Source organism: Achromobacter aloeverae, from assembly GCF_004121055.1.
GTDB classification, from domain to species: domain Bacteria; phylum Pseudomonadota; class Gammaproteobacteria; order Burkholderiales; family Burkholderiaceae_B; genus Bordetella_C; species Bordetella_C aloeverae.
In genome coordinates this window covers 807,114-832,003 of record NZ_PYAL01000001.1, presented here as the reverse complement: position 1 = coordinate 832,003, position 24,890 = coordinate 807,114, and the positions used below count along the sequence as shown (strand labels likewise).

General features: G+C 63.0%; 13 protein-coding genes, 1 tRNA gene and 1 pseudogene. 12 read left to right on the top strand and 3 right to left on the bottom strand.

What is annotated here, in order from left to right; all coding sequences use genetic code 11:
* Nucleotides 1-14: 14 nt before the first annotated feature.
* Nucleotides 15-698, bottom strand: a complete 684-nt coding sequence (locus tag C7R54_RS03615; protein ID WP_129148797.1) for a GntR family transcriptional regulator — start codon at nucleotides 696-698, stop codon at nucleotides 15-17.
* 262 nt (nucleotides 699-960) lie between these two features.
* Here C7R54_RS03615 and araD point away from each other — a divergent pair, with 262 nt between their 5' ends.
* Nucleotides 961-2,700 (top strand): L-arabinonate dehydratase, encoded by a 1,740-nt coding sequence (gene araD, locus C7R54_RS03610; RefSeq protein ID WP_129148796.1) that lies wholly within the window; start codon nucleotides 961-963, stop codon nucleotides 2,698-2,700.
* Between the two features lie 47 nt (nucleotides 2,701-2,747).
* A complete protein-coding gene (locus C7R54_RS03605; protein ID WP_204524296.1) occupies nucleotides 2,748-3,464 on the top strand; it encodes a ribonuclease activity regulator RraA in 717 nt (238 codons plus the stop codon).
* A 75-nt stretch (nucleotides 3,465-3,539) separates the two neighbouring features.
* On the opposite strand, the gene C7R54_RS03600 is transcribed toward C7R54_RS03605, so the two are convergent.
* Nucleotides 3,540-4,106: a hypothetical protein gene (locus tag C7R54_RS03600; RefSeq protein WP_129148795.1), complete on the bottom strand. Its 567-nt coding sequence runs from the start codon at nucleotides 4,104-4,106 to the stop codon at nucleotides 3,540-3,542.
* A 268-nt stretch (nucleotides 4,107-4,374) separates the two neighbouring features.
* Between C7R54_RS03600 and C7R54_RS03595 the strand changes: the two genes are divergently transcribed.
* The 8 genes and pseudogenes from C7R54_RS03595 to C7R54_RS03560 all read left to right on the top strand — a co-directional run bounded on the left by C7R54_RS03595 (nucleotide 4,375) and on the right by C7R54_RS03560 (nucleotide 11,693).
* Nucleotides 4,375-5,886 carry a YifB family Mg chelatase-like AAA ATPase gene (locus tag C7R54_RS03595; RefSeq protein WP_129148794.1) on the top strand — a complete coding sequence of 504 codons (1,512 nt, stop codon included), beginning with the start codon at nucleotides 4,375-4,377 and terminating at the stop codon, nucleotides 5,884-5,886.
* A gap of 415 nt (nucleotides 5,887-6,301) precedes the next feature.
* The gene (gene rpmI / locus C7R54_RS03590; protein ID WP_006387997.1) at nucleotides 6,302-6,499 is read left to right on the top strand and encodes a 50S ribosomal protein L35; all 198 of its coding nucleotides are present in this window, start codon (nucleotides 6,302-6,304) and stop codon (nucleotides 6,497-6,499) included.
* Between the two features lie 17 nt (nucleotides 6,500-6,516).
* The gene (gene rplT / locus C7R54_RS03585; RefSeq protein ID WP_094854425.1) at nucleotides 6,517-6,876 is read left to right on the top strand and encodes a 50S ribosomal protein L20; all 360 of its coding nucleotides are present in this window, start codon (nucleotides 6,517-6,519) and stop codon (nucleotides 6,874-6,876) included.
* Nucleotides 6,877-7,030: 154 nt separating this feature from the next.
* On the top strand, nucleotides 7,031-8,053 hold the full coding sequence (pheS, locus tag C7R54_RS03580) for a phenylalanine--tRNA ligase subunit alpha (protein ID WP_129148793.1): 1,023 nt from the start codon (nucleotides 7,031-7,033) through the stop codon (nucleotides 8,051-8,053).
* A 12-nt stretch (nucleotides 8,054-8,065) separates the two neighbouring features.
* Nucleotides 8,066-10,495 carry a phenylalanine--tRNA ligase subunit beta gene (gene pheT / locus C7R54_RS03575; RefSeq protein WP_129148792.1) on the top strand — a complete coding sequence of 810 codons (2,430 nt, stop codon included), beginning with the start codon at nucleotides 8,066-8,068 and terminating at the stop codon, nucleotides 10,493-10,495.
* Between the two features lie 23 nt (nucleotides 10,496-10,518).
* Complete coding sequence (locus C7R54_RS03570) at nucleotides 10,519-10,866, top strand: integration host factor subunit alpha (RefSeq protein ID WP_377813308.1); 348 nt, start codon at nucleotides 10,519-10,521, stop codon at nucleotides 10,864-10,866.
* 67 nt (nucleotides 10,867-10,933) lie between these two features.
* Nucleotides 10,934-11,341 (top strand): annotated as a pseudogene (locus tag C7R54_RS03565) (MerR family transcriptional regulator); the annotation flags it as partial.
* Between the two features lie 275 nt (nucleotides 11,342-11,616).
* Nucleotides 11,617-11,693 (top strand) — tRNA-Pro (locus C7R54_RS03560).
* A gap of 147 nt (nucleotides 11,694-11,840) precedes the next feature.
* Here C7R54_RS03560 and C7R54_RS03555 read toward each other — a convergent pair.
* Nucleotides 11,841-12,677, bottom strand: a complete 837-nt coding sequence (locus tag C7R54_RS03555; protein ID WP_129148790.1) for a DUF6216 family protein — start codon at nucleotides 12,675-12,677, stop codon at nucleotides 11,841-11,843.
* A gap of 528 nt (nucleotides 12,678-13,205) precedes the next feature.
* Here C7R54_RS03555 and C7R54_RS03550 point away from each other — a divergent pair.
* Both C7R54_RS03550 and C7R54_RS03545 read left to right on the top strand, forming a co-directional pair.
* Nucleotides 13,206-14,813 carry a ShlB/FhaC/HecB family hemolysin secretion/activation protein gene (locus C7R54_RS03550; protein WP_240039356.1) on the top strand — a complete coding sequence of 536 codons (1,608 nt, stop codon included), beginning with the start codon at nucleotides 13,206-13,208 and terminating at the stop codon, nucleotides 14,811-14,813.
* An 11-nt stretch (nucleotides 14,814-14,824) separates the two neighbouring features.
* Nucleotides 14,825-24,883, top strand: coding sequence for a two-partner secretion domain-containing protein (locus C7R54_RS03545; protein WP_129148788.1), 10,059 nt, complete (start codon nucleotides 14,825-14,827; stop codon nucleotides 24,881-24,883).
* Nucleotides 24,884-24,890: the final 7 nt, after the last annotated feature.

The window sequence follows — 24,890 nt, the reverse complement described above, 5'->3', positions numbered from 1 at the left end:
CCTAGGCGGATGCTTCAGACCTTGAAGTACTCGGGATGGCGGGCACGTATGTCCTCGACCTGGCGCAGCGTGTGCGATAGATGTTCGCGCAGGCGTTGCTCCGCGAGGTCGGGATCGGCCGCGGCGAGTGCGTCGACGATAAGCGTGTGATCGTTGAGTATGCGCTGTGCCTTGCCCAGGGCGGGCAGGTGCAGACGCCGCAAGCGGTCGATGTGGCCGCTGCGGCTATACACCAGCTGCCATAGGTCCTGCATGTTGGCCGCCGCATACAACTCCCGGTGGAACTCCTGGTCGGCGGCGGCGAATGCCTCGAAATCCCCCGCCCGTACCTGGGCCTCTTGCCGGTCCAGCAGCGTGCGCAAGCGCTTGACCAGCGCCATGTCGCCCGCGCCGGCCAGTTCGCGCACCAATTCCTGCTCGATGGCTCGACGCAGGAAGTGCGCCTGGCCGGCCCGGTCCAGGTCGATCTTGCTGACCCGGGTACCGGCCTGGGGAATTACGTCCACCAGGCCTTCTTCCTCCAGGCGCATGAGCGCGTCGCGCACGGGCGTCTGGCTGACGCCGTACTGCGCGGCCAGTTCCGGGCGCACCAGGGCGGTGCCCGGCGGCAAGGCCAGGGAAACGATGGCGTCTCGCAGCAGTTCGTAGAGTTGCGGGGCGGCCTGCCGGTAGCGGTCCAGTCTGACGGATTCGTTCATGGCGATCTACGAGAGGAGAAGGAGCGATAGGGCGCAGCGTAGGGTACGGGCTTGTTCATGATGTACTAATGTATTAGTATATTTTAGCCGATCACGCCAGGCCCTGCTCGCGGCAAACGCGGCCCACGCGCGAGCGCGTAGGCGTGTGCCCCGTGTGTCCGTGTGCCCGTTGCGCCCGTTGCGCCCGTGCCCCGTGCGGCGTGCGCCCCCATCCAACCTGTTTTTCCGTTGACGCCCTCGCGGCGCTTTCCGAGCAAAACCGATGACTACTCACAAGAAGACACCCGACACCTTGCGCAGCGCGCGCTGGTTCGCCCCTGACGACCTGCGTGGTTTCGGCCATCGCTCGCGCGCCATGCAGATGGGCTATGCGCCCGAGGAATGGGCGGGACGCCCGGTGATCGGCATCGTCAATACGTGGTCGGACATCAATCCGTGTCATACGCACTTCAAGCAGCGCGTCGAAGACGTCAAGCGCGGCGTGCTGCAGGCGGGCGGTTTTCCCATCGAGCTGCCGGCGCTGTCCCTGGCCGAGCAGTACGTCAAGCCCACCACCATGCTGTACCGGAACATGCTGGCGATGGACGCGGAGGAACTGCTGCGTTGCCATCCGGTCGATGGCGTGGTGCTCATGGGCGGCTGCGACAAGACCACGCCGGCGCTGTTGATGGGCGCGACCAGCGCGGGCCTTCCGGCCATCTATGTGCCGGCCGGTCCCATGCTGCGGGGTAACTGGCAAGGCCATACCCTGGGCTCGGGATCCGATGCATGGAAGTTCTGGGATGATCGCCGTGCCGGCATCATCACCGAGCAGCAGTGGATAGGCATCCAGGGCGGCATCGCGCGCAGCCATGGCACCTGCATGACCATGGGCACCGCCAGCACCATGACCGCCATCGCCGAAGCCTTGGGGATGACGCTGCCCGGCGCATCGTCGATTCCGGCGCCGGACGCCAACCATGTCCGCATGAGTTCGGAGTCGGGACGGCGCATCGTGGAAATGGTGTGGGAGGACCTGACGCCGGCGCGCATCCAGACCCGCAAGGCTTTCGAGAACGCCATCACCGTGGCCATGGCCATGGGCTGTTCCACCAATGCCATCATCCATGTGATCGCCCAGGGACGGCGCGCCGGCCACGATATCAGCCTGGACGATTTCGAGAAGGCCAGCCGCAAGGTGCCGGTGATCGCCAATGTGCGACCCAGCGGCGACAAGTACCTGATGGAGGATTTCTTCTATGCGGGCGGCCTGCCGGCCATGATGACGCGCATCCGCGAGCACCTGCACCTGGACGAGATGACCGTCACCGGTCGCACGCTTGGGCAGAACATAGAAGGCGCGGCGGTCTATAACGACGACGTCATCCGCACGGTGGAGAATCCGGTCTATGCCGAGGGCTCGCTGGCCGTGTTGCGCGGCAACCTGGCCCCGGACGGCTGCGTGATGAAACCGGGCGCCGCGGACCCGCGCTTTCTCAAGCATTCGGGGCCGGCGCTGGTGTTCGACGATTATCCGTCGATGAAGGCGGCCATCGATGACGAGAACCTGGACGTGACGGCCGACCACGTGCTGATCCTGCGCAACGCGGGTCCGCAGGGCGGTCCCGGCATGCCGGAATGGGGCATGCTGCCCATCCCGAAGAAGCTGGTGAAGCAGGGCGTGCGCGATATGGTGCGCCTGTCGGATGCGCGCATGAGCGGCACCAGCTATGGCGCGTGCATCCTGCATGTCTCGCCCGAGTCGTATGTGGGCGGCCCGCTGGGCCTGGTGCGCAATGGCGACATCATCACCCTGGATGTGGACGCGCGCACCATCAGCCTGGACGTGGACGACGCCGAGTTGCAGCGCCGCCGCGCCGAATGGCGCCAGCCCGAGCGCCGCTACGAGCGCGGCTATGGCTGGATGTTCTCCAAGCATATCGAGCAGGCCGACCAGGGCTGCGACTTCGATTTCCTGCGCACGGATTTCGGCGCGCCGGTGCGCGAGCCGGACATTTTCTGATTCCTACCCTGTTCCGCAACCCATACCCATATCCAGAGACAGTCATGTTGAAACCTGAAACCCGTGAATTGCTGCGTGGCGTGAGCACCGCAACCTTGTGCACCTGCCTGTTCAAGCGCGGCCTGCGTACGCAGATGATCCAGGGCGCCTTGCCCGTCGGCGGCGTGCGTGGCGGCCCGTCCATGGTGGGCGAGGCCTTCACGTTGCGCTACATGCCCGCCCGCGAGGATCTCAATGGCATCGAGGTGTTCCGCGATCGCGCGCATCCGCAGCGCAAGGCTGTGGAGGACTGCCCGCCGGGCGCGGTGCTCGTGATCGATAGCCGCAAGGACGCGCGCGCGGCCTCGGCCGGCGGCATTCTCGTCGGCCGCCTGCAGGCGCGTGGCGTGGAAGGCGTGGTGACCGATGGCGGTTTTCGCGATGCGCCGGAAATCGGCAAGATGAAGATCCGTGCCTACCACCAGCGTCCATCGGCCCCGACCAACCTGACCCTGCACCAGGCCATCGATATCAACGTGCCCATCGGCTGCGGCGATGCGCCGGTCTTTCCCGGCGACGTCATCGTGGGCGATGACGAAGGCGTGCTGGTGATCCCCGCGCACATGGCCGACGAAATCGCCGCCGAAGCGGCGGAAATGACCGTGTTCGAGGACTTCGTGGCCGAGCAGGTGGCCAATGGCCGCTCGATCCTGGGCCTCTATCCGGCCACCGACCCGCAGACGCCCATCGATTTCGCGGCGTGGCGCAAGGAACGCAATCGCTGATCGAGATTGCTCGATCGCGCTTGCGCGCCGCGCCGGACACTGTCCCGCGCGGCGTTTGCCCGAGACCGTAAGCGTTTATTCGACGGCGCAGGCGTTGGTGCCATCCAGGCTGCCACCGCGATAGCGGCATGACCACTTGCCCTGGCTTGGGGCCAGGCAGGTGACGTACTGGGCGCCGTTGCCATTGGTGCTCTCCATGACGCTGCCGTTCTGCTGATAACAACACTTGGCCGCCTGGTCGGGCGTATCCCGGTGGCAGGCAGCCGCCGGACGGGATGAAGAGGCGGACGTGGCGGCCAGGGCCTGATAGCCGGCGGAATAGCCGGCGTTATTCGAGCGGACCGTGCCCGTGGATGCGCCGTAGGCCGAGAGCCCGGAAGTAAGTGACGGCGTCACGGCATTGACGGCCGCGGACAGCTTCGCGTCCTGGCCTTGGTAATAGGCCAGCAGGGACATCATGCGTTGATAGCTGTCCCGGGCCTGCGCGTCTTCCGCCTTCGCCAGGTCTTCCTTGCCGGCGGCGCGGTAGGCCTCCGCATTCTTGACGTGAGCAATATATTCGTCTTTCGCGTCGTAGTAATCCGAGGCACAGCCGCCCAGCAGCATGGCGATCGCCACGATCAGGTATCGATGGTATTTCATTGCATGTTTTCCGACGGGATAGCGTAAGTATCGCGAGCCGCACGGTAACGCTCCGACGAAATGCTGGCATCACCCAATTTGGTGATGGCCATTGACGGTGTGGTGCCGGCGAGGGGCGGCGCGGTCCCATATCGCCCGTTGCGTACTCGACTACGGCATTGCCAGACGGGCGATGGGCCCGGGCGGTGACATAAGCGTCGCTTCGCCTTCGTCGGAGCCCTTCCGCCGCGCATACTGCCGCCTTGATCGTTTTTCATGGGCGGACCGCATGACCCTAGCCGTTCTGGCCAGCCGCGCGCTAGCGGGCATGGATGCGCCCGCCGTGCGGGTGGAAACCCATCTGGCCGCGGGCCTGCCGGCTTTCACCGTGGTCGGCCTGGCCGATGTCGAGGTGCGTGAAAGCCGTGAACGCGTGAGGGCGGCCATCCTCAATAGCGGCTATGACTTTCCGGCGGGGCGCATCACCGTGAACCTGTCGCCGGCCGACCTGCGCAAGGAATCCGGGCGCTTCGACCTGCCCATGGCGCTGGGCGTGCTGCTGGCGTCGGGTCAGGTGGCCATGCCCGAGCTTCGCTCGCCCGACGGCGGCGACCGCCTGGCCCGCGTGGTGCTGGCCGGCGAACTGTCGCTGACCGGCGCGCTGGTGCCGGTGGCGGCGCCGCTGGCGATCGCCCTCGGCACCGCACGCGACCATGCCGATGCGGAGCTCATCCTGCCGGCGGCCAGCGCGGCGCAGGCCGCGCATGTGCCCGGACTGCGCGTATGGTCGGCGCGGACCCTGACCGAGGTTGTGTCGCACCTGACCGGCTCGGCGTCCTTGGCGGTGGCCCGCCCGGCGCCGTGGCCGGAACCTCCTCCGCAGCCCTGCCTGTCGGACGTGCGCGGGCAGGGCGGTGCGCGGCGCGCCCTGGAGCTGGCGGCCGCGGGCGGCCACAGCCTGTTGATGGTCGGGCCGCCCGGGGCCGGCAAGAGCATGCTGGCCCAGCGGCTGCCGGGCATCCTGCCGCCGCTGGCGCCGGACCCGGCGCTGGAGGTGGCCGCGCTGGCAAGCCTGGCGGGGGAGCCGACCGGCGTGGGCAGGCAGGCGCCTTTCCGCGCGCCGCATCACACGGCGTCGGCGGCGGCGCTGGTGGGCGGCGGCAGCCGGCCCAGGCCCGGGGAGATCAGCCGCGCCCATCATGGCGTGCTGTTCCTCGACGAACTGCCGGAGTTCAGCCGGCGGGCGCTGGAAGCCTTGCGCGAGCCGCTGGAAACCGGCCGGGTCGCCATTTCGCGGGCCATGCACACGGTGCACTATCCGGCGCGCTTCCAGTTCGTGGCGGCAATGAACCCCTGTCCCTGCGGCTGGCGCGGCCATCCCCGCCATGCCTGCCGGTGTACCGCCGAGCAGGCGGCGCGCTATCGGGCCAAGGTGTCCGGCCCGCTGCTGGACCGCATCGATCTGCAGGTGATGTTGCCGCCGGCCCAGGCGGACTGGATGTCCTTGCCGCCAGGCGAAGCGTCCGCGCCGGTGCGCGATCGGGTCGTCGCCTGCCGGGCGCGCCAGTCGGCCCGGCAGGACGGAATCAACGGCGCCCTCGACGGCCGCAGGCTGGAGGAGGTCAGCCCGCTGTCGGACGAGGCGCGGACCCTGCTGCAGGACGCCATGAGTCGCCGCCATGGCTCGGCGCGGGCGGCGCATCGGGTCTTGCGCGTGGCGCGCACGGCGGCCGACCTGGATGGCGAGGACGTTATCGGCGCGCGCCATGTGGCGGAGGCTGTGCAGTACCGCTTGCCATGATCCGGACGCCGTGGTGCGGTGCGCGCTCTGGGGCGGGCAGTGGCGGGCCGCACCGATAGGATATTATTGGGGACGGGCTTGTATTGACGAGGCTCTACTGGCTGCTCCATACCCGACTCGACAAGCAGCGAAAAATTACCATATAATCAAAGGCTTTCCAGCGTTGGTCGGGCTTCCTTGGTTCGATTCGCCCAGCCTGCTGCCGTTTCGGGAACGGCACAGTGCGACAGCGGTATGTCGAACGAGGCCAAAAGCACGAGACCAAGCCCTCGCGGCTTGCGCCGGAAAATCCACAAGTGTCCCCGGGTAGACCAAGTCTTCCTCCCGTCTGGCCGGTCGCGTGATGCGCGGCGGCGAGCGGGCGTAAGCACCCGTGTGGTCATAACGTTAACGATGTCTTAAGAACGGACTTATCATGCCCAAGATGAAGACCAAGAAAAGCGCCGCCAAGCGCTTTCAGGTTCGCGGTAGCGGATCGATCAAGCGGGGTCAGGCCTTCAAGCGCCACATCCTGACCAAGAAGACCACGAAGAACAAGCGCCAACTGCGCGGTTCCGCGGCCGTCCATGAAACCAACGTCGCCTCCGTCAAGGCGATGATGCCTTTCGCTTGATATAAGGGAGATCCAACATGCCTCGCGTCAAACGTGGTGTAACCGCCCGCGCTCGTCACAAGAAAGTCATCAACGCCGCCAAGGGCTATCGTGGCCGCCGCGGTAATGTATTCCGTATCGCCAAGCAGGCGGTCATGCGTGCTGGCCAATACGCCTATCGCGACCGCCGCAACAAGAAGCGTACGTTCCGTGCCCTGTGGATCACGCGTATCAATGCCGCCTGCCGTGAACTGGGCGTCAGCTACAGCGTGTTCATCGCGGGCCTGAAGAAGGCTTCGATCGATCTGGACCGCAAGGTCCTGGCCGATCTGGCTGTTCACGACGCGGCCGGCTTCGCCGCCGTGGTGCAACAGGCCAAGGCTGCCCTGGCTGCCTGATCGCTGTTAGGTAGTACCGAGTAGTAAACGTGCAAACAGGGCTGTCATGGCCCTGTTTGCGTTTGTGGAGACAGGCGGTCCGGGTGACGCCCGCGTCTGTCCCGAACCGCGCGCCGCGCGGCCCCCTGGTCAGTATTTCGGGATCGCTGAACCCATGACTCTTTTGGTCGATGACCTGATCGCTCAGGCCCAAGAACGATTCGCCGCGGCCCCCGACGCCGCCGCGCTGGAAAACGCCAAGGCGCGTTTTCTCGGCAAGGAAGGCGCCCTTACCGTGTTGCTCAAGGGCATGGCCACGCTCAGCCCGGAGCAGAAACGCGAGGCCGGCGCCCGCATCAATCAGGCCAAGCAGCAGATCGAAGCCCTGCTGAACCAGCGCCGCGCCGAACTGGCGCAAGCCGAGCTGGACGCGCGACTCGCTTCCGAGACCATCGATGTCACCTTGCCCGGCCGAGGCCGCGCCGTGGGCGGCATCCATCCGGTAATCCGCACGTGGCAACGCGTGGAAGCCATTTTCCGTTCGATCGGCTTCGACGTGGCCGACGGCCCGGAAATCGAAAACGACTGGACCAACTTCACCGCACTGAACAACCCGGAGAACCACCCGGCGCGTTCCATGCAGGACACCTTCTACGTCGACATGAACGACGACAAGGGCCTGCCCCTGCTGCTGCGCACGCACACCAGCCCGATGCAGGTTCGCTATGCGCGCATGAACAAGCCTCCCATCAAGGTCATCGCGCCTGGCCGCACATATCGCGTCGACAGCGATGCGACCCATTCGCCGATGTTCCATCAGGTCGAAGGGCTGTGGATCGCCGAGGACATCTCCTTTGCCGACTTGAAAGGCGTCTATACCGATTTCCTGCGTTGCTTCTTCGAAAGCGACGACCTGGTGGTCCGTTTCCGCCCCTCGTTCTTTCCCTTCACCGAGCCTTCCGCCGAAATCGACATGATGTTCACCAGCGGGCCGAATCGCGGCCGCTGGCTCGAGATCTCCGGCTCCGGCCAGGTGCATCCGGAAGTGGTGCGCAATTTCGGGCTCGATCCCGAGCGCTACATCGGCTTTGCGTTCGGCTCCGGCCTGGAGCGCCTGACGATGCTGCGCTACGGCGTCAACGACCTGCGCCAGTTCTACGAAGGCGACCTGCGCTTCCTGCGCCAGTTCAACGAATAAACAGGGCCCATCATGCAATTCCCCGAATCCTGGCTGCGTGCCCTGGTCAATCCTGCCATCGATACCGACGCGCTGGCGCACCGGCTGACGATGGCCGGTCTGGAAGTCGAAGAAACCCAAACCGCCGCGCCGCCGTTTACCGGCGTGGTGGTGGCGCATATCGTCGAGATCGCGCCGCATCCCGATGCCGACAAGCTGCGCGTCTGCCAGGTCGATGATGGTTCCGGCCAGCTGTTGCAGATCGTCTGCGGGGCGCCCAATGCGGCCGCCGGCCTGAAGGTGCCGCTGGCCCGCGTTGGCGCGGAATTGCCCGGCGGCATGAAGATCGGCGTGGCCAAGATGCGCGGCGTGCAGTCCTCCGGCATGCTGTGCTCGGCGCGCGAACTGGGCCTGTCGCAGGACCACGGCGGTTTGCTCGAACTCCCCGCGGACATGGTCGCGGGCACGTCGCTGCGCGAAGCGCTGGACCTGGACGATACGCTCTTCACCTTGAAGCTGACGCCCAACCGCGCTGACTGCCTGTCCATCCTGGGCGTGGCGCGCGAGGTCGCTGCCCTGACCGGCACCCCGCTGCGGGTGCCGTCGGCCGAACCCGTCGCGGTCTCGTTGCGGGACCGCCTGCCCGTGCGCGTCGAGGCCCCCGACCTGTGCGGCCGTTTCGCCGGCCGCGTGATCCGCGGCGTGAATGCCCGCGCGGCCACGCCGGACTGGATGAAGACGCGGCTGGAGCGCGCGGGCCAGCGCTCCGTTTCGGCGCTGGTCGATATCTCCAACTATGTGCTGCTGGAACTGGGCCGTCCCACCCACGTGTTCGACCTGGACAAGATCAAGGGCGACCTGGTGGTGCGCTGGGCCCACGCCGAAGAGCCGGTGACCTTGCTCAATGGCCAGACCCTCAAGCTGGCGCCGGATGTCGGCGTGATCGTCGCTGGCGATACGGTGGAAAGCATGGCCGGTATCATGGGCGGCGACGCCACCGCGGTCACGCTGGATACGCAGAACATCTACGTCGAGGCCGCCTTCTGGTGGCCCGAGGCCATCGCCGGCCGCGCGCGCCGCTACAAGTTCAGCACCGAAGCCAGCCATCGCTTCGAGCGCGGCGTGGATTACGCCAACATCCCTGAACACCTGGAATTCATCACCAGCCTGATCGTCTCGATCTGCGGCGGCCAGTGCGGTCCCGTGGATGACCAGGTCATCAACCTGCCGCAACGTCCCCCCGTGCGCATGCGCCTGGCGCGTTGCCATCGTGTGCTGGGCGTGCCGGTCGAGCGCGCCGAGGTGGAGCAGATCTTCACGCGCCTGGGCCTGCCTTTCGAGCTGGACGGCGACACCTTCGTGGTGCAGCCGCCGTCCTATCGCTTCGACCTGGCCATCGAGGAAGACCTGATCGAGGAAGTGGCCCGGGTCTATGGTTTCGAGCGCATTCCCGACGTGCCGCCGGTGGCGCGCGCGAAGATGCGCATGGCGCCCGAGACGCTGCGCGGCCCGCACGCGCTGCGCGAGATACTGGCCGGCCAGGACTATCAGGAAGTCGTGAACTTCAGCTTCGTCGAAGCCGATTGGGAGCGCGACTATGCCGGCAATGCGGATCCCATCCGCCTGCTCAATCCCATCGCCAGCCAGCTGGCGGTGATGCGTTCGAGCCTGCTGGGCGGCCTGGTCGCCAACATCGTGCACAACGCCAATCGCAAGCAATCGCGGGTTCGCGTATTCGAACTTGGCCGCGTGTTCCGGCGCGACAACGCGGTGGCCGATGGCCCGTTGACGGTCGCCGCCGTGGACCAGCCGCTGAAGCTGGCGGCCGCGGCCTGGGGCCCCAGCGTGGAAGAGCAGTGGGGCGCGCCCGTGCGTCCGGTGGACTTCTATGACGTCAAGATGGACGTCACCGTGCTGTTCGGCAAGCGCGGCGCCGACCTGCGCTTCGTCGCTGCGCAGCATCCGGCCCTGCATCCTGGCCGTGGCGCGCGCATCGAGCTGGACGGCAAGACGGTCGGCTGGATCGGCGAGCTGCATCCCCGCTGGGCGCAGAAGGCGGAACTGGCGCACGCGCCGGTGCTGTTCGAGGTCGATGTCGACGTCCTGGAGCAGGGCCAGTTGCCGCAGGTGCGCGAACTGTCGCGCCAGCCGGTGGTGGTGCGCGACCTGGCGCTGTGGGTGGATGAGGGCGTGACCGCCCAGTCCTTGCTCGACACGATCGCCAGCACGGTCGCCGCCGACCCGCGCCTGGCTATCGTCCAGCACTCGCGCCTATTCGACGTGTGGCGGGAAAAAGCCCAGGGCGCTGTCCAAGTGACTGATTCCGTTAAGGAAAAAAGCCTTGCTTTCCGCTTCTGGCTACAGGACACTGAGGCCACGCTGGATGAGGCGCGTGTCGCCGAATGCCTGGGCATCATCCGTGATGCGCTTATCCAGGCGCACGGGGCACGCCAGCGCGCGTAAGAAAACAACTGGGGGAAATGACCATGCTTACCGAACCTCGTACGTTGACCAAGGCCGAGCTGGCCGAACTGCTCTTCGAACGGGTAGGGCTCAACAAGCGTGAGGCCAAGGACTTCGTGGATACCTTCTTCGAAGAAATACGCGACGCCCTGGCCAATGGCGATGCGGATACGCCGCCGTCGGTCAAACTGTCCGGTTTTGGAAATTTCCAGGTACGCGACAAGCCGCCGCGTCCTGGCCGCAATCCCAAGACGGGCGAGACCATACCCATCGCGGCACGACGGGTGGTCACGTTCCACGCCAGCCAGAAATTGAAGAGCGTCGTCGAGAACGCGCCGCCGTCGACCACGCCTGTCGGTTCCGTTGAGTAATCTTCCCGGGCCTGTTCCGGGTTGATGTGTCCACGGCCGCGAGGCCATGCCGAATCACGTTCCAACCATGACTCGACCTGAACCCGCTGTCGCCTTGCCTCCCATTCCCGCGAAACGCTACTTCACCATCGGTGAGGTAAGCGATCTATGCGGGGTCAAGCCGCATGTCTTGCGTTATTGGGAGCAGGAGTTCACGCAGCTCAAGCCTGTCAAACGGCGCGGCAACCGCCGCTACTACCAGCACCATGAGGTGCTGTTGATACGCCGCATTCGTTCCTTGCTGTATGAGCAGGGTTTCACGATCAGCGGCGCGCGCAATCGCCTGGGCGATACGCGCGATGTGCCGCCGCTGGACCAGGACGCGGCGGTGCGCTTGAGCGGCGCGGAGATGCAGGCCCTGCGCTCGGAGCTTGGGGGCGTGTCGGCGATGTTGGCGGAGGCCTTGAGCCATGTGCCTGCGTCGTCCGCCGGCGCGGGCGCGGTGCGGGCGGGTGGCGATGTGGATGTCGCTGGGGCCGATCGCGATGAGGTTGGTCATGGTGATGTCGATCATGACGACGTTGGCCACGACGACGATGATGATGATGGCCAAGATGATGACGAAGGCGACACGCACGAGGGTGATGCGCCATCGCGATCGTGATTCGCGGCATAGCCGGAATTCGGCGTTGAAGATCGAGCAAAATAAATTCGTTTTTCCCAGCCGGACGCCAACATTCTTTTTTTAACTCTGATATACTTTCGTTCTTTCGGGGCGTAGCGCAGCCTGGTAGCGCACTTGCATGGGGTGCAAGGGGTCGCGAGTTCGAATCCCGCCGTCCCGACCAGTAGTTCCAAGGCCGTTAGTGAGAATACTCACTGACGGCCTTTCTCTTTGGGACCATTGAGGGGTATTTTTTTACGTTGGTTAATCCCCGCGAATAGTTGGCTCATGTGGTGCGCAAGATCGCTAACACAGACTGCGGCTGTCGGTTCTAACCAAGCGTACTTTGAGCGTTGGTTTGTTTCTTGTCGTTATCCGCGAAGCCTGGATAGAGTTGTCGTCGTAGCAACCGAGCGGATGCCGCCGAATTGGCAGCGAGTAGGGCACGGAAGGCCCAATAGGCGATGACCAATGATACGCTCAAGCCAAACCACTTCTGAGATCTGACGTTGTCGATGACGCTAGCTTTAAGGTCACCGGTCCTCAACGCGTCGCAGATGAAAGCGACCTCTTTTGTCTTGAAACCGGTGAGATCCTCAATGCCCGACCGGTCGCTTGCGCATTTCTCGGCATCGAAGGCCCAGCCCCCGAAGGCGCCTTTGGCGACCACCGCGTCAGTCTTGAACCAGACGCCGGATGTACGCATCTGCAGAAGGGCATACGGAGATGCGGCGATCATACCGACACAAAACGCCAAGATGGCCCCCGCTAGTCCGAGCAACATCGTGGCCGCAACATAGCGCTTCGGAGGCAGGGACACAATCTCATCGATATTGGTATTGATCCACATACGTACGCGCCTGATTCGAGACATACCGACATCATGCTTCTTGCGCCATTTTTCAAGCTTATGGATTGACGTCAGCGTTTCAAGCTTAAGTCGGTGGGCGTAATTAAACCTCTCGACGTCACGACTCTCTTGCAGATTAGCAATAACGACAGAATCCTCGGCGTCGGCGTTGCCGTACAACAAGCGCCAAATTCGGTCGAGAAGTGCGTGAACGGTTCCCGCGCGCCATATAAGCAAAAGCCAGCCCAAGAAAACGACGCAGCTCGCCAGCAAAGACGGAAAAAGCGGGGTTTGAATCAGCGTTGAGGAGAATTCCATATATTGTTCCTTTAGATGGATGTCCTGCCCGAGGGGTGCAAGGGCACGTACCGCGGTGGAGAGCGCTGATCTACTGGGAGGGCGATTGAGTCTTCCGTGGTTAGCCCTCTCCGATCTCAATGCCCCCAACAAAGCGCTCGCAGTGGAGACCGACATAGACGTATTGAAAGTTATTTGAAAGGTCTTTCATGCCGCTCGAATCGTTCGTAAGTTAATCAAAAAAGTAAAGTTAATTCATTGATAATTAATAAGAATTTTCCGCTGATCAATCTTGGCCTCGCCGTTAAAGCGGGGCTTTTATTTTGTATGCGTCATGGAACAAACTGAAATGTTATGAATTAACTTTAACATAAAGACACGAATTATGGATAAACTAAGTAGCTATAGGAAATAAATGCATACATACAAGCTATACAAATGCTGCAACCGCATATCCATACAGGTCGTTTTCGAGCATGTCTCCGAGCGGTACTCTTCCTTGCCAGCGCTGTAGCGACCGCTGCCCACGGTCAGGCGTCACGACCGGATTTGGCAACCGGTGCTGACATCCAGCGCCGCCAGGATCAAGAGGCCGGGGCGCAGCGCGAGCGCGCCGCGCAGCGGCCAGACGTCTTCAATTCGCCGCCCGTCGCACCCTCTTCGTCCCGCCTCCAATTTCCCCAGGAGCAGCCCTGCTTCGCGATCCGTTCAGTGACATGGCAGGACAGCGCTCCGCCGCAATGGCTGCATGACTTGGCGCAACAGGCGCTTGGCCATTGCGTTGGTGGGCAGGGCCTGCAAATGCTGCAGAAGGCCCTGCAGGCGAAACTGATCGATCGGGGTCAAGTGACATCGCGGGTGTTGGTGCCAGAGCAGTCCTTGGCAACGGGCAAGCTCGCGTTGCGCTACATCCCAGGCACGATCGGGAAAATCAAAAGCGATGGCATGCCAGGCTGGTGGCGCATGGCCTTGCCTAGCGGTTCGGGCAGTACGCTGGACCAACGGGATCTGGACCAAGCCCTGGAGAACATCAGGCGTCTGCCCGGTCAGGCCGATGCCAAGATAGACCTTGTACCAGGCGCCGCACTCGGTGAATCCGATTTGGTCCTGCATCCTGGGACGGGGAAACGTTGGCATGCCTATCTGGGCGGGGACAACGCGGGCCTGGACTCGACAGGCAAGAATCAGGTCAACGCGTCCCTGGTGCTGGATTCCCCGCTGTTCCTGTACGACCAACTGTCCGTCGCGTGGAATAGCAACGCACATATCCACGATCGCGACGCGGGCGCGCGCTCGTCGTCCATCAGCTACAGCATTCCCTTTGGATATTGGACCCTGTTCGCCAATGCGAGCAAGTCGACGTATCGGCAGACCGTGGCAGGGTTCGACGAGCCCATTGTCTACCAGGGCACCAGCAAGCAGATCGATGGCGGCGTGAGCGTCGTACCTTACCGCGGGACGGATTACAAAGGCAGCTTCAGCGCCAAGATGTTCCGCAAGTGGTCCAACAACACCATCGATGACCTCGATATCGATGTGCAGCACCGTGACGTGGTGGGCTACGAAATTAACGTCGGTCATCGGCATTACGTCGGCAATACCACCTTGGACGGCAGCTTCGGTGTGCGCAGCACGCTGCCTGGCATGTCGAACGCGCCCGGAGTGGTCATCGGCGATCCCGACTGGGATGGTCGCAGCACCGTGTTGCTGGCGAGCTTGGGCGCCTCCGTGCCGTTTGAGTTGGCGGGCCAGAAGATGGCTTACCAGACCGGCTGGCAGTGGCAGCACGCCAAGACGCCGCTGGTTCCGACCGACTATTTCACGATCGGCAACCGATACGCGGTACGGGGTTTCGACGGACAGATGACGTTGTCCGCGGAAAGCGGCTGGTCCCTGCGCAACGAGCTTGCCCTGGCCCTGGGGAATAGCGGCCAGCAACTCTACACGGGCGTGGATGCAGGACGGGTCAGCGGACCCGCCGCCCAATATCTGGCCGGCCAGACGCTGGTCGGCTTGGTCGCCGGTCTGCGCGGGCGCTTGTCGGTGCCTTATGTCGCCGCGAGCTACGACCTTTCCGCGGGGTGGCCGCTGAAAAAGCCCGACCAGCTGAAGACCGACTCCCCCACCATCGCCTTCTCCCTGACGCTCGAATTCTGACCGGATCTCCCATGTTCTCGCTGCGCACCGCGATCGCCTTGCTCGTTGTATTCACCCAGGTGTGGACGCCGGTACTGTCCCAGACCTTGCCGATCTCCGTGGATAAAAGCGTGGCCGGGCAGCGGCCGGTGGTGGGCGTGTCGGGTAACGGCGTACCGATCGTCAACATCGCACCGCCCTCAGCCAGCGGCGTATCGAACAACCGCTACACGCAATTCAACGTCGGACCGTCCGGAGTGGTCCTGAATAATAGTGGCGCCGGTAGCCAGAGCCAGTTGGCTGGCGCCATCGGCGGCAATCCCATGTTGGGAAATGGCCGCGCCACGACCATCCTGAATCAGGTCACGGCAAACAACCCATCGCAGTTGCGCGGCTTCATGGAGGTGGCCGGGAATCGCGCGAATGTGATCGTTGCCAACCCGGCCGGTATCACTTGCGATGGATGCGGGTTCCTGAACGCCAATCGCGGGACATTGACGACTGGCTTGCCCATGTTGGGACCGGACGGCAGTGTGCAAGGCTTCGACGTCACCCGTGGCCGGATCGCGGTGGAAGGTAACGGGCTCTACGGCGATAACCTGGATCAAGTGGATCTGATTGCGCGTTCCCTGACGCTGAACGCATCAGTGTGGGCCAACCGGCTGAGCGTCGTAGCCGGGCCCGCGACCGTCAGCTACGGCGATGGCACCGTACAGGGGAGGGCCGGCGAGGATGCCGCGCCCGCCGTGTCTCTCGATATGGCTGCGTTGGGCGGCATGTATGCGAACAGCATCAGGCTGATCGGCACCGAGGCCGGCGTTGGCGTCAACATTGGCGGCAATCTTACGGCGATGACGGGGGATCTGGAGGTCTCCGCGGCGGGCGACGTGCGGATTCTTCCTGCCGGCAAGGCGCAGGCGGCTGGCAATCTGCGGATGGATAGCGCAGGCGCCATAGGGGTCGATGGCATTGCAACGGCCGGTAGCGGTATGACGTTGAGCGCCGCAGGCAATGTCACGACGAGCAATACCGTCAATGCCAATGGCGATCTTCGCGTGACCGCAGGCGGGGCGATGGCGCTCGGCGGTACGGTGGGCTCGGGTGGGAGCGCGGCGTTCACGTCGGCAGGAAGTCTCTCGACGGGTAATTCGGTCAACGCCAATGGCGATCTGCGTATGAGCGCTGGCGGCGCGATGACGCTGGGCGGTACGGTCGGTTCGAGCGGGAGAGCTACGTTCACGTCGGCCGGGGACCTTGCGACGAGCAATACGATCATCGCCAACGGCAATCTGCAAATGGACGCCGCGCGGGCCATGGCGATCGGTGGCAAGGTCGCGGCGGGCGGCGACATTGTCCTTGGCGCAGCTAGCGATGTGTCGGTCAGTAATGCCATAGGCGCGGTCGGCGGCATGGTCGTGAGTACGGGCGGAAGCGTCGTGCAAAGCGGGACAGGCAGCCTGCAGGCGAACTCGGGTTTGACCGTGACGACGGGTGGATCCTTGACGCTTGCCGGGATGACGTCCTCACAAGGTGGGATCACGCTGCAGTCTGGCGGCACGACTCACATCAACGGCTTGGTCTCCGCAGGACAAGGTTTGGGACTGGTCGCGGGCGGCAATTTGTTGCAAGGCCGAAGCGGACGGATCGAGGCCACCGGTTCGATCTCGGGTGCTTCGGCGGCGGGTATCAATCTGGCGGGGACCACGGTTGCACAGAGCGGGATTACTTTGCAATCCACCGCCGCCATGGCGATAGACGGCCAATTGACCACGGGCCAGGCGCTCGCGCTCAATGCAGGCGGCGACCTGACGCAGGCAGCCGGCGGAAATGTGCAGACTGATGGCCGGTTCACGGGCTTGTCGGGAGGCGCGATTTCGCTGGCGGGCTCTTCGGCCGCCCTGGACGACCTGATGCTGACGTCCCGCAATGGCATGACGATAGCCGGCCAGGTGGCCACCGGCCGCAATGCGACGCTGACCGTGGGCGGCGATCTGGGAACAGGCTCGGCGTCCAAGGTCCAGGCGGACGGGCAGATCTACGCCGCTGCGAACAATGTCGCGATCGGAGGTTTGCTGGGTACGACGGGAGCGAACGGCGCCAACGGCCTGCTGACGGTAAACGCGGCGCAGGATATGACGGTCACAGGCACGGTCTCCAGCGCCGCGCCGCTGAACGTCACGGTCGGCCGAAATCTTGCAGTCGGCGGCACGTTGTTGGCGACGGGGGGAGGGCTGTCGGTCTCCAGTGGACAGGACACCTCTGTCAGCGCGGCCGGCCGTGTGCAGTCCACGGACGATCTAGTCTTACAGTCCGGTGGCAAGCTCATTGCGAGCGGCATCGTGTCCTCCAACAATGCCGTGCGGATTACGGCCGACGGAGACGCACGCGTCGACGGCATCGTCGCTGCCTTGGGCGGGGGGCTGTCCCTGATCGGCAAGAATGACTTGACGGTGGGCAGTGCCGGCCGGGTACAGGCAGCGACCACTATGACCGCCCAGGCGGGGCGAGACATGGTGCTGGCGGGTTCCTTGTCGTCCGTCCAGACGCTGACGCTGAATGCCGTCCGCGACGTCCGTATCGATGGGATTGCCGCGACCGACGCCGGCCTGACCGTGGGCGGACGTGATCTGACCGTAGGCGCGACCGGCGTGGCACAAGCCGCGTCGGGGATGACGATGCAGGCCGCGGGAGCATTGGGTTCGGCGGGCAGGATCGTCTCTGACGGGACGGTCACGCTGCAGTCGGCCGGCAATCTGGTGCTGTCCGGAACGACGGCGTCCACGTCCGGCGACGTCAAACTGTCGTCGACGGGGGGCGACCTGACGCTGGGCGGGGCGGCCAAGACGCAGGCGGCGGGATTGCTCGATGCCAGCGCGGCGCGCGACCTGAGCGTGGCGGGAACGACGTCCTCCAACGGCGCCATCACGCTTTCCGCGGCCCGCGACGTGACCTTGGGCGGCATCACCGCCGCGCTCGGCGGCGATCTGCGTATGGATGCCGGCTCGGCAGCGGTGGTCGCGGCGGATGGCCGCGCGCAGGCGGCACGGGCTTTGACCCTCAACGCCGGCACGACGCTGCGTAACGAGGGGCTGCTCTCAGCGGGGACTGACGGCACGCTGTCTGGTGCGGGCGGACTGACCAACGTCGGCACCGCGGTTGCCGCCCAGGATTTGAAGGTTTCCACGCTGGGGGCTTTCAGCAACACCGGCAGCCTGCTGGCGGGTCTGAACGACCAAGGCCAGGTCGCGTTGCCTGGGAGCTTGAGCCTGTCTGGAGGCAGTCTCGTCAACAGCGGACTGGCGGCCGCAGGCAAGAATGTGACGCTCGATGCGGCCAGCCTGACCTTGAATGGCGGGACGGTGTCGGCCAACCAGGCCTTGAGCGCCGTGACGCTCGGTGACATTGCAGCTCGGGGCGCCACGTTGTATGGCGGCACGGTGTCGCTGTCGGGCGTGAGTCTGGACAACAGCAACGGCAGCTTGTCCTCAAACGGCGATCTGACCTTGGTCTTCTCCGGCATCCTGAATAACCAGGCCGGTTCCATTGCCACGAACGGCGCGCTGAATGTGGGTGGAAGCCAGATCCTCAACCAGGGCGGCAAGATGCTGGCCCAGGATCTGAAGCTGACTTCGCCCGGCGTGGTCAACAACACGGGCGGCCTGCTGCAGGGGGCCAATACGCTCACCTTGAGCGCAGGCAGCCTGGTCAATATCGATACGCCGTCCGCTGATCCCACGCGTGCATTGGGCGTGGTGGGCAAGACGGTCGTCCTGAATGCTGCCAGCATCGACAACACGCGGGGGACGTTGGCGGCCAGTGATGCGCTGACGCTGGGCACGACATTGCTGCAAAATGCGTCGGGGCTGGTGACGTCCGGCGGTACGGCAGACATCACGGCTGGGACGCTCGCCAATGAAGGCGGCAATGTCGTCGCCGGCACGCGTTTGTCGATGATCTTGAATGCGCTGAGCGGGACGGGGACGCTGCAATCGCAGGGTGATCTCAGCCTGGCGATGTCCGGGGGATTGATCAATACCGGCTCGGTGGTCGCGGCGCGCGACGCGACGCTGAGTATCGCGGGCGACCTGGACAATCGCGGCAAGATTTCCGCGGGGCGGAATCTGACCGTCGGGGCGAGCAGCCTGACCAACGAAGCATCCGGCGAGATCGTCTCCAACGGCGTTACGACGTTGAACGTGACGAATGCGCTGAACAACGCTGGCCTGATTGACGGGGCGATCACGCACATCCAGGCCGGCAGCGTACTGAATACAGGCCGTCTCTATGGCGATACGCTGGCAATCTCGGCGGGGTATTTGCGCAACGACGTTGGCGCTTCGGGCGCGGGTGTCATCGCTTCGCGCGGCAATATGGATCTGGGTGTCGGCACGCTCGACAATCTTGAACATGGCCTGATCTATGCGGCAGGGGATCTGGGGATAGGGGGCGCGCTGGACGGGCTTTGGCGGGCGACTGGTCAGGCGCAGGCTATCAACAACGCGTCGGCGACGATAGAGGCGGGCGGCAATGCCGCCATCAGCGCGGCGGCAATCAACAACATCAATAACCACTACGCCAGCGAAGTCGTGCAGGTGAGTGCGGGGGACAAGGTCTATTACCGGTTGAATGGTACGACCGATCTGCTCGATGGGGCGACATACTGGCTGTGCGACCAGACGACGGCGATGTGCAGCAAGGATCCCGCATGGCTGGAGGATGATCAGGAGCGGCGCCTGCTCTTGCCGTCGTCGACTTATCCTGAATCGCAGTATGGGCCGCCGTTTGATTATGCGTTGGGTGGGCATGGCGAGAAGGGCAGGGATGCGCCGATTGCACGTCCCTATACGCCGCCGTCGGAAAACTGCGGTGGCTCGGGAGATTCCGGGACCAGTTGCGAACCCATACCTGAGAGGTTCCTGCAGGGCACTGAAGGCAGGATTTGGGATGTTTTCGGCGTCACGCGTCCCGCTCCGCTGCCGACAAATCCTGCAGACGTCGAAAATTGTGGATCGGAGGCCCAATGCCAGGCAATGCAGACGGCGTACGACCAAGCTCACGCCGCCTTTGTCGCGGCCTACGAAGAATTGAATGCCCGGGTCTTGGCCTACAACCAGGATTTCAACAATCGTCTGGTCAAGGATTTCACGATCTATGAGGTGACGCAGACCGTCACGGAAACCAGAACGACCGCCACGGATCCGGGCAAGATCATCGCAGCGGGCAACGCAACGTTGACGGGCACTGTCCTCAACGACAAGAGCCAGATCGTCGCAGGTGGAGCGTTAACCGTGACGGGCCCCGCAGTCCAAAATATCGGCGCAGTCGGCGAGCGCCGGATCGACGCGGTTGGAAGCGAGATCTATACCTATGAGAAGAACGACGATCGCAAGTACGACACCGTGCCGTACAGCGGCACGATCAGTACCGAGCCTATCGGCGTGCCGGTCGGCAGTTATGGCGGCGGTGTGGCATCGCCCTCGAGTGGGGCCGTCGCCCCGGGGGCAAGCGCCCCGGTCAGCGCCGCGGCGCCGATTGTGGTCAACAGCGTTCAATTACCAGGATCCGGGATTGTCAGAACGGTAACGCCACCGTCGAGCGTCCCAAATAGCCAGCTCTACACGGTTGTGCCGGCGGCAACTTCGCCGTACCTGGTGACAACGGACAGCCGTTTCACGGGTAATAAACCGACGATCTCCAGCGATTATCTGCTCGCCCTGCTAGACGCGGGCGGTTCCGTCCAAGGCGCGGGATCCGTAATCCGGCCCGCAAGTTCTTTCGGCGGAACAACGACCGGGAGCCCAACGGGCGGGGCGTCTCCCACGCAAGCAGCCATCGGTGCCGTGCAAATTGGCGCCGCCTCCGGCGGCGGAGCGGCTGCGGGCGGGACGACGGTGACAGACGCCGGCACCAACCCTTATCTCCAAAGTACCGACACCCTCAAACGCTTGGGCGATGGATTCTACGAACAGAAGCTGGTTACGGACCAGATCATCGCTGCTACGGGGCAACGGTTCGTCGGTGATTACACAGACAACGAAACTCAATACAAGGATCTCCTGACTGCCGGCGCTACGTTCGCGCAGCAATATGGATTGCAGGTCGGCACGCCGCTGAGCGAAGACCAGATGAAGCAACTGACCACGGACATGGTGTGGCTGGTCGATCAAACCGTCACGCTGGCCGATGGCAGCACGCAGACCGTGCTTGTCCCGCAGGTCTATCTGGTGGTGCAGGATGGTGACTTGAAGGGCGACGGCACGCTGATGGCGGGCCGCAGCACGACGTTGACCGTGGACGGGAGCATCAGCAATACCGGCACGATCGGCTCGCGTGATGCGACCGTCATGGTCGCCGACAACATCCTTAACCAGGCCGGCGGTGTCATTCAAGGCAGCATCGTTGATCTGAATGCCAGGCAGGATCTTAATAACATCGCGGCATTGATCAAGGGCGATGCGGTCGCCTTGCAGGCGGGGCGCGATATCAACCTGACCAGTACTACGGCGAGCGTGAGCGCCACCGTGGGGCCGACGTCGACGTGGTCAACGTTCGTCAGCGGTGTCTCCGCGGTCGATGCCGGTAGCTTGATGGTTAACGCGGGGCGGGATCTCAACCTTACGGCAGCCGCCTTGGACATCAAGGACAGCGGTCACCTGCAGGCCGGTAACGATATCAATCTGCTGACTGCCGGGATAGAGCAGGGTGAGTCTGTTGTCTATAAAAAGAGGAATAGCAGTGATGTAGATCGGCAGTCAGAGGTGGGGACGACGATCCAGGTCGGTGGAGATTTGACTCTGGTCGCGGGACGGGACGTTACCGCGACGGCAGCAAACGTTACTTCGGATGGACAAATCGCTGTGGGCGCAGGTCGCGACATCAATATCGTCGCTGGCGAGGCGTCTGGATATGCGCGCGATGAGCACTATCAGAAGTTCAAGGGGCTCTGGGGACGGACGACTACCCATGAGAGTGTCGACACCGGTGTGTGGTCGCAAGGTCAAGCTTCCACGTTTACGGGCGACTCGATCGTGTTCTCGGCCGGTCAGGACATCAACGTCATCGGGTCGAACGTCGGTGCGACGAATAATCTAACCATGAGCGCGACGCGCAGCGTGACGATCGCCGCTGCTGAAAATACGTCCTACGATGATCACTACTACCGCGCCAAGACCAGTGGGTGGGGGGCTTTCGGCTTTCTGAGTAAAGGTACGAAGGACCGCACCGACACGCTCGACGGCACGACGGTATTTCATACTGGGAGCACGGTCGGTAGCGTGCAGGGTGATGTTCTGATCAATGCCGGAGAGCATCTACAGGTCGTCGGAAGCAACATCGTGGCAAAGCAGGGAGATATCGCTTTGCTTGGTGGGGACGTGACCATTGCGTCGCTGAACGACACCAACCAAGAACACGAATACCACGAGGTGCGTCGCAGTGGATTCAGCGTGAACTTCGACAGCCCCCTGATCGACACCATGCATACGATGGAACGCATGTCGCATGCGGAGTCGGAGGTCGACAATCCGATCTTGAAGGCGCTCGCCTTCACCACCATTGGCCTGGCGGGTTACAACGCATTGGATAACCAGGGCGCGGGTGTGGCGGAGTCAAGTGCGAGTGCAACGATCACGCTGAACTATGGCGCTAGCCGATCCAGGTCTACCACCGATCGCGCTTCCTCCACGGTGTTCGGTTCGACCGTCGCTGCCGGGAACAACCTGACCATCGTAGCGCGTGGCAACGGCGCAGACTCCTACATCAACGTACTCGGGTCACGCCTCTCCGCCGGCAACAATGCGGTGCTTAAAGCGGACGGCGACATTACGCTGCAAGCGGCTGCCAATACGGATTCCCAACATACCGAAACCTCTCACGTCGACGGGTCCATTGGCGCGGGCGTAATGGTCGGCGCTGGTAGTAATGGCTGGGGCTATGGATTCGTTGTCAAGGGGAGCGTTGCGGGAAGCCGTGGCAAGGAAGACGGCAGCAATCTAACGTGGACGAACAGTAGCGCTACGGCCGGTAATACGCTGGTCTTGCAATCCGGCGGGGACACTTCACTCATTGGCGCGACCGGAAAGGCCGACCAGATCATCGCCTCGGTGGGGGGCGATCTGTATCTGCGTAGCTTGCAGGATAAGAGCACCTACGATTCGAAGGATCAGAATTTTTCGGCCGGATTTACGTTCTGCTGGCCCTATTGCAGTAGTTCTGCTTATGTAAGCGCTGGTCAGGGGGCGCTTAAGAGCAATTGGGAGTCCGTACCGCAACAAACGGGACTGTTTGCTGGAGACGGCGGCTTTCTGATCGAGGTAAAGGACAATACCACTCTGATAGGAAGCGTGATCGGCAGCAGTGACAAAGCCGTATCGGACGGCGCGAACCAGCTGACTACCGGCACACTGTTGACAGAGAGCATCAGGAACACTGCGGACTATTGGGGTTATCAAGTTGGAATCAGCGGTGGCACTTCGGGCAGCGGGTCGCAGAACATAGGCGGTCAGCGGATACCAACCAAGACCGGGGGGGCAGCTGCAGGCCCGACGTTGGCTGCAGCATTTGGTAGTGCGAACTCATCCACGGATAGCGCAATCAGTGGCGGCACTATCGTGATCCGAGATGCGGAGGGCCAGCTACAGCTCACTGGGAAAACGGTGGATGAGACGATTGCCTCTTTGACCCGGGACGTATCTGACACCTTGGACGATCTCGAGCCAATCTTCGACAGGGACAAAGTCTTGGCAGGATTCGAGATCGTCACCACTGCTCAACAGCAGTACGGTGTGTACCTTGCGAAGCGCCAAGCTGAGATTGCACGATTGGAAGCAAAGGCCGGGGATACCAGTCTCACCCAAGCGGAACGTGATAAGGCTGGCGCTCAGGCCAGCCAACTTAAAGACATCTATAGCTTCGGCAAGTACCCGCGGATCATTCTGGATTCGTTGATGGGCGGGGTCGCGGGTAACGTGTCCGGCACTCCGGTGGCCATGCTGCAAGGCGCTGCGGTTAATTTCCTGCAAAGCCTGGCAGCCGAAAAGGTGAAGGAAATCAGTAATTCTCTCGGCAAGGGCGTGGAGGCTGATGCGGTGAGAGCCGCGCTTCATGCCATCGTCGGATGCGCTGGTGCGGCAGCGGCCAACGCCAGCTGCGGAGCCGGAGCGCTTGGTGCGGGGGCAAGTTCAATCATCGCCAGCTTGATGAAGCTCGACGCTGATGGCATGACGGACCAGGAGAGGGAGAGCGCGAGAAACCTGATTACCAGCATCGTAGCTGGCATCGCTGGCACTGTGTCTATGGACATCGTGGTCAGTGCAAACGCCGCTGCGACGGAGCTCAGCAATAACGCGTTGACGCTCAGCCAATTCAAACGATTGATAGAGGAGGTCAAGACTTGTAAGGCACTTAATAACTGCGACGCCGTGCGAGAGCGGTACCGCCAACTCAGTATGGACCAGCAAATGGAGTTAATCTCCATTTGCGCGATGGATCGAAGCGCCTGTGGTGCGACTTACGGTGAGTTTGTCACGCAGATCGATGATTTTCGAATCGCTTTGGAACAGCTTCACAGCCTGGATCTTCCGAAGGGCTTTCAAGAGGATCTGTTCTTCTACCGCCTAAACCTGACTGAAGCCACGAGTGTGATCGTCATTGACAAGGTCGCTGAGGACTTGGCGCAGAGATATGGGATCGAGTGGACCGCACAAAAAAGCGCGATGGTAACTGCCGCCTTCGGAGCGTTAACCAGAGGTGCTAAGGGTGTACCCGCTAATGTATTCCCAGGTGTCACCTCAATGCTAAATGGGGTAAAGGTGACTGACAAACTTACAGGGATCACCTATGAAGGCACGGTAAATCTTCTTCCGACTTTTGAGCGTATAGCTGCCGGGATAAAATTTCCATCGAAGAACGATGGCACTGTTTTTAAAAATATGAAGAGCCCACTGCCTGCGCAGCCATTAGGATACTACACAGAGTATGTCGTTCCCACCCCTGGGGTTGTAGGCCCGGGCCCGCAGAGAGTGGTCACGGGCAAAGGGGGCGAGGTCTATTACACTCCGGATCATTACGATACATTCATACCCCTGCATTGAGATCGTT

What these genes read in the sequence shown, in the direction of transcription:
- C7R54_RS03615 (WP_129148797.1), bottom strand. Translation starts at nt 698, where the DNA reads ATGAACGAATCCGTCAGACTGGACCGCTACCGGCAGGCCGCCCCGCAA.
- araD (WP_129148796.1), top strand. Translation starts at nt 961, where the DNA reads ATGACTACTCACAAGAAGACACCCGACACCTTGCGCAGCGCGCGCTGG.
- C7R54_RS03600 (WP_129148795.1), bottom strand. Translation starts at nt 4,106, where the DNA reads ATGAAATACCATCGATACCTGATCGTGGCGATCGCCATGCTGCTGGGC.
- C7R54_RS03595 (WP_129148794.1), top strand. Translation starts at nt 4,375, where the DNA reads ATGACCCTAGCCGTTCTGGCCAGCCGCGCGCTAGCGGGCATGGATGCG.
- rpmI (WP_006387997.1), top strand. Translation starts at nt 6,302, where the DNA reads ATGCCCAAGATGAAGACCAAGAAAAGCGCCGCCAAGCGCTTTCAGGTT.
- rplT (WP_094854425.1), top strand. Translation starts at nt 6,517, where the DNA reads ATGCCTCGCGTCAAACGTGGTGTAACCGCCCGCGCTCGTCACAAGAAA.
- pheS (WP_129148793.1), top strand. Translation starts at nt 7,031, where the DNA reads ATGACTCTTTTGGTCGATGACCTGATCGCTCAGGCCCAAGAACGATTC.
- pheT (WP_129148792.1), top strand. Translation starts at nt 8,066, where the DNA reads ATGCAATTCCCCGAATCCTGGCTGCGTGCCCTGGTCAATCCTGCCATC.
- C7R54_RS03570 (WP_377813308.1), top strand. Translation starts at nt 10,519, where the DNA reads ATGCTTACCGAACCTCGTACGTTGACCAAGGCCGAGCTGGCCGAACTG.
- C7R54_RS03555 (WP_129148790.1), bottom strand. Translation starts at nt 12,677, where the DNA reads ATGGAATTCTCCTCAACGCTGATTCAAACCCCGCTTTTTCCGTCTTTG.
- C7R54_RS03545 (WP_129148788.1), top strand. Translation starts at nt 14,825, where the DNA reads ATGTTCTCGCTGCGCACCGCGATCGCCTTGCTCGTTGTATTCACCCAG.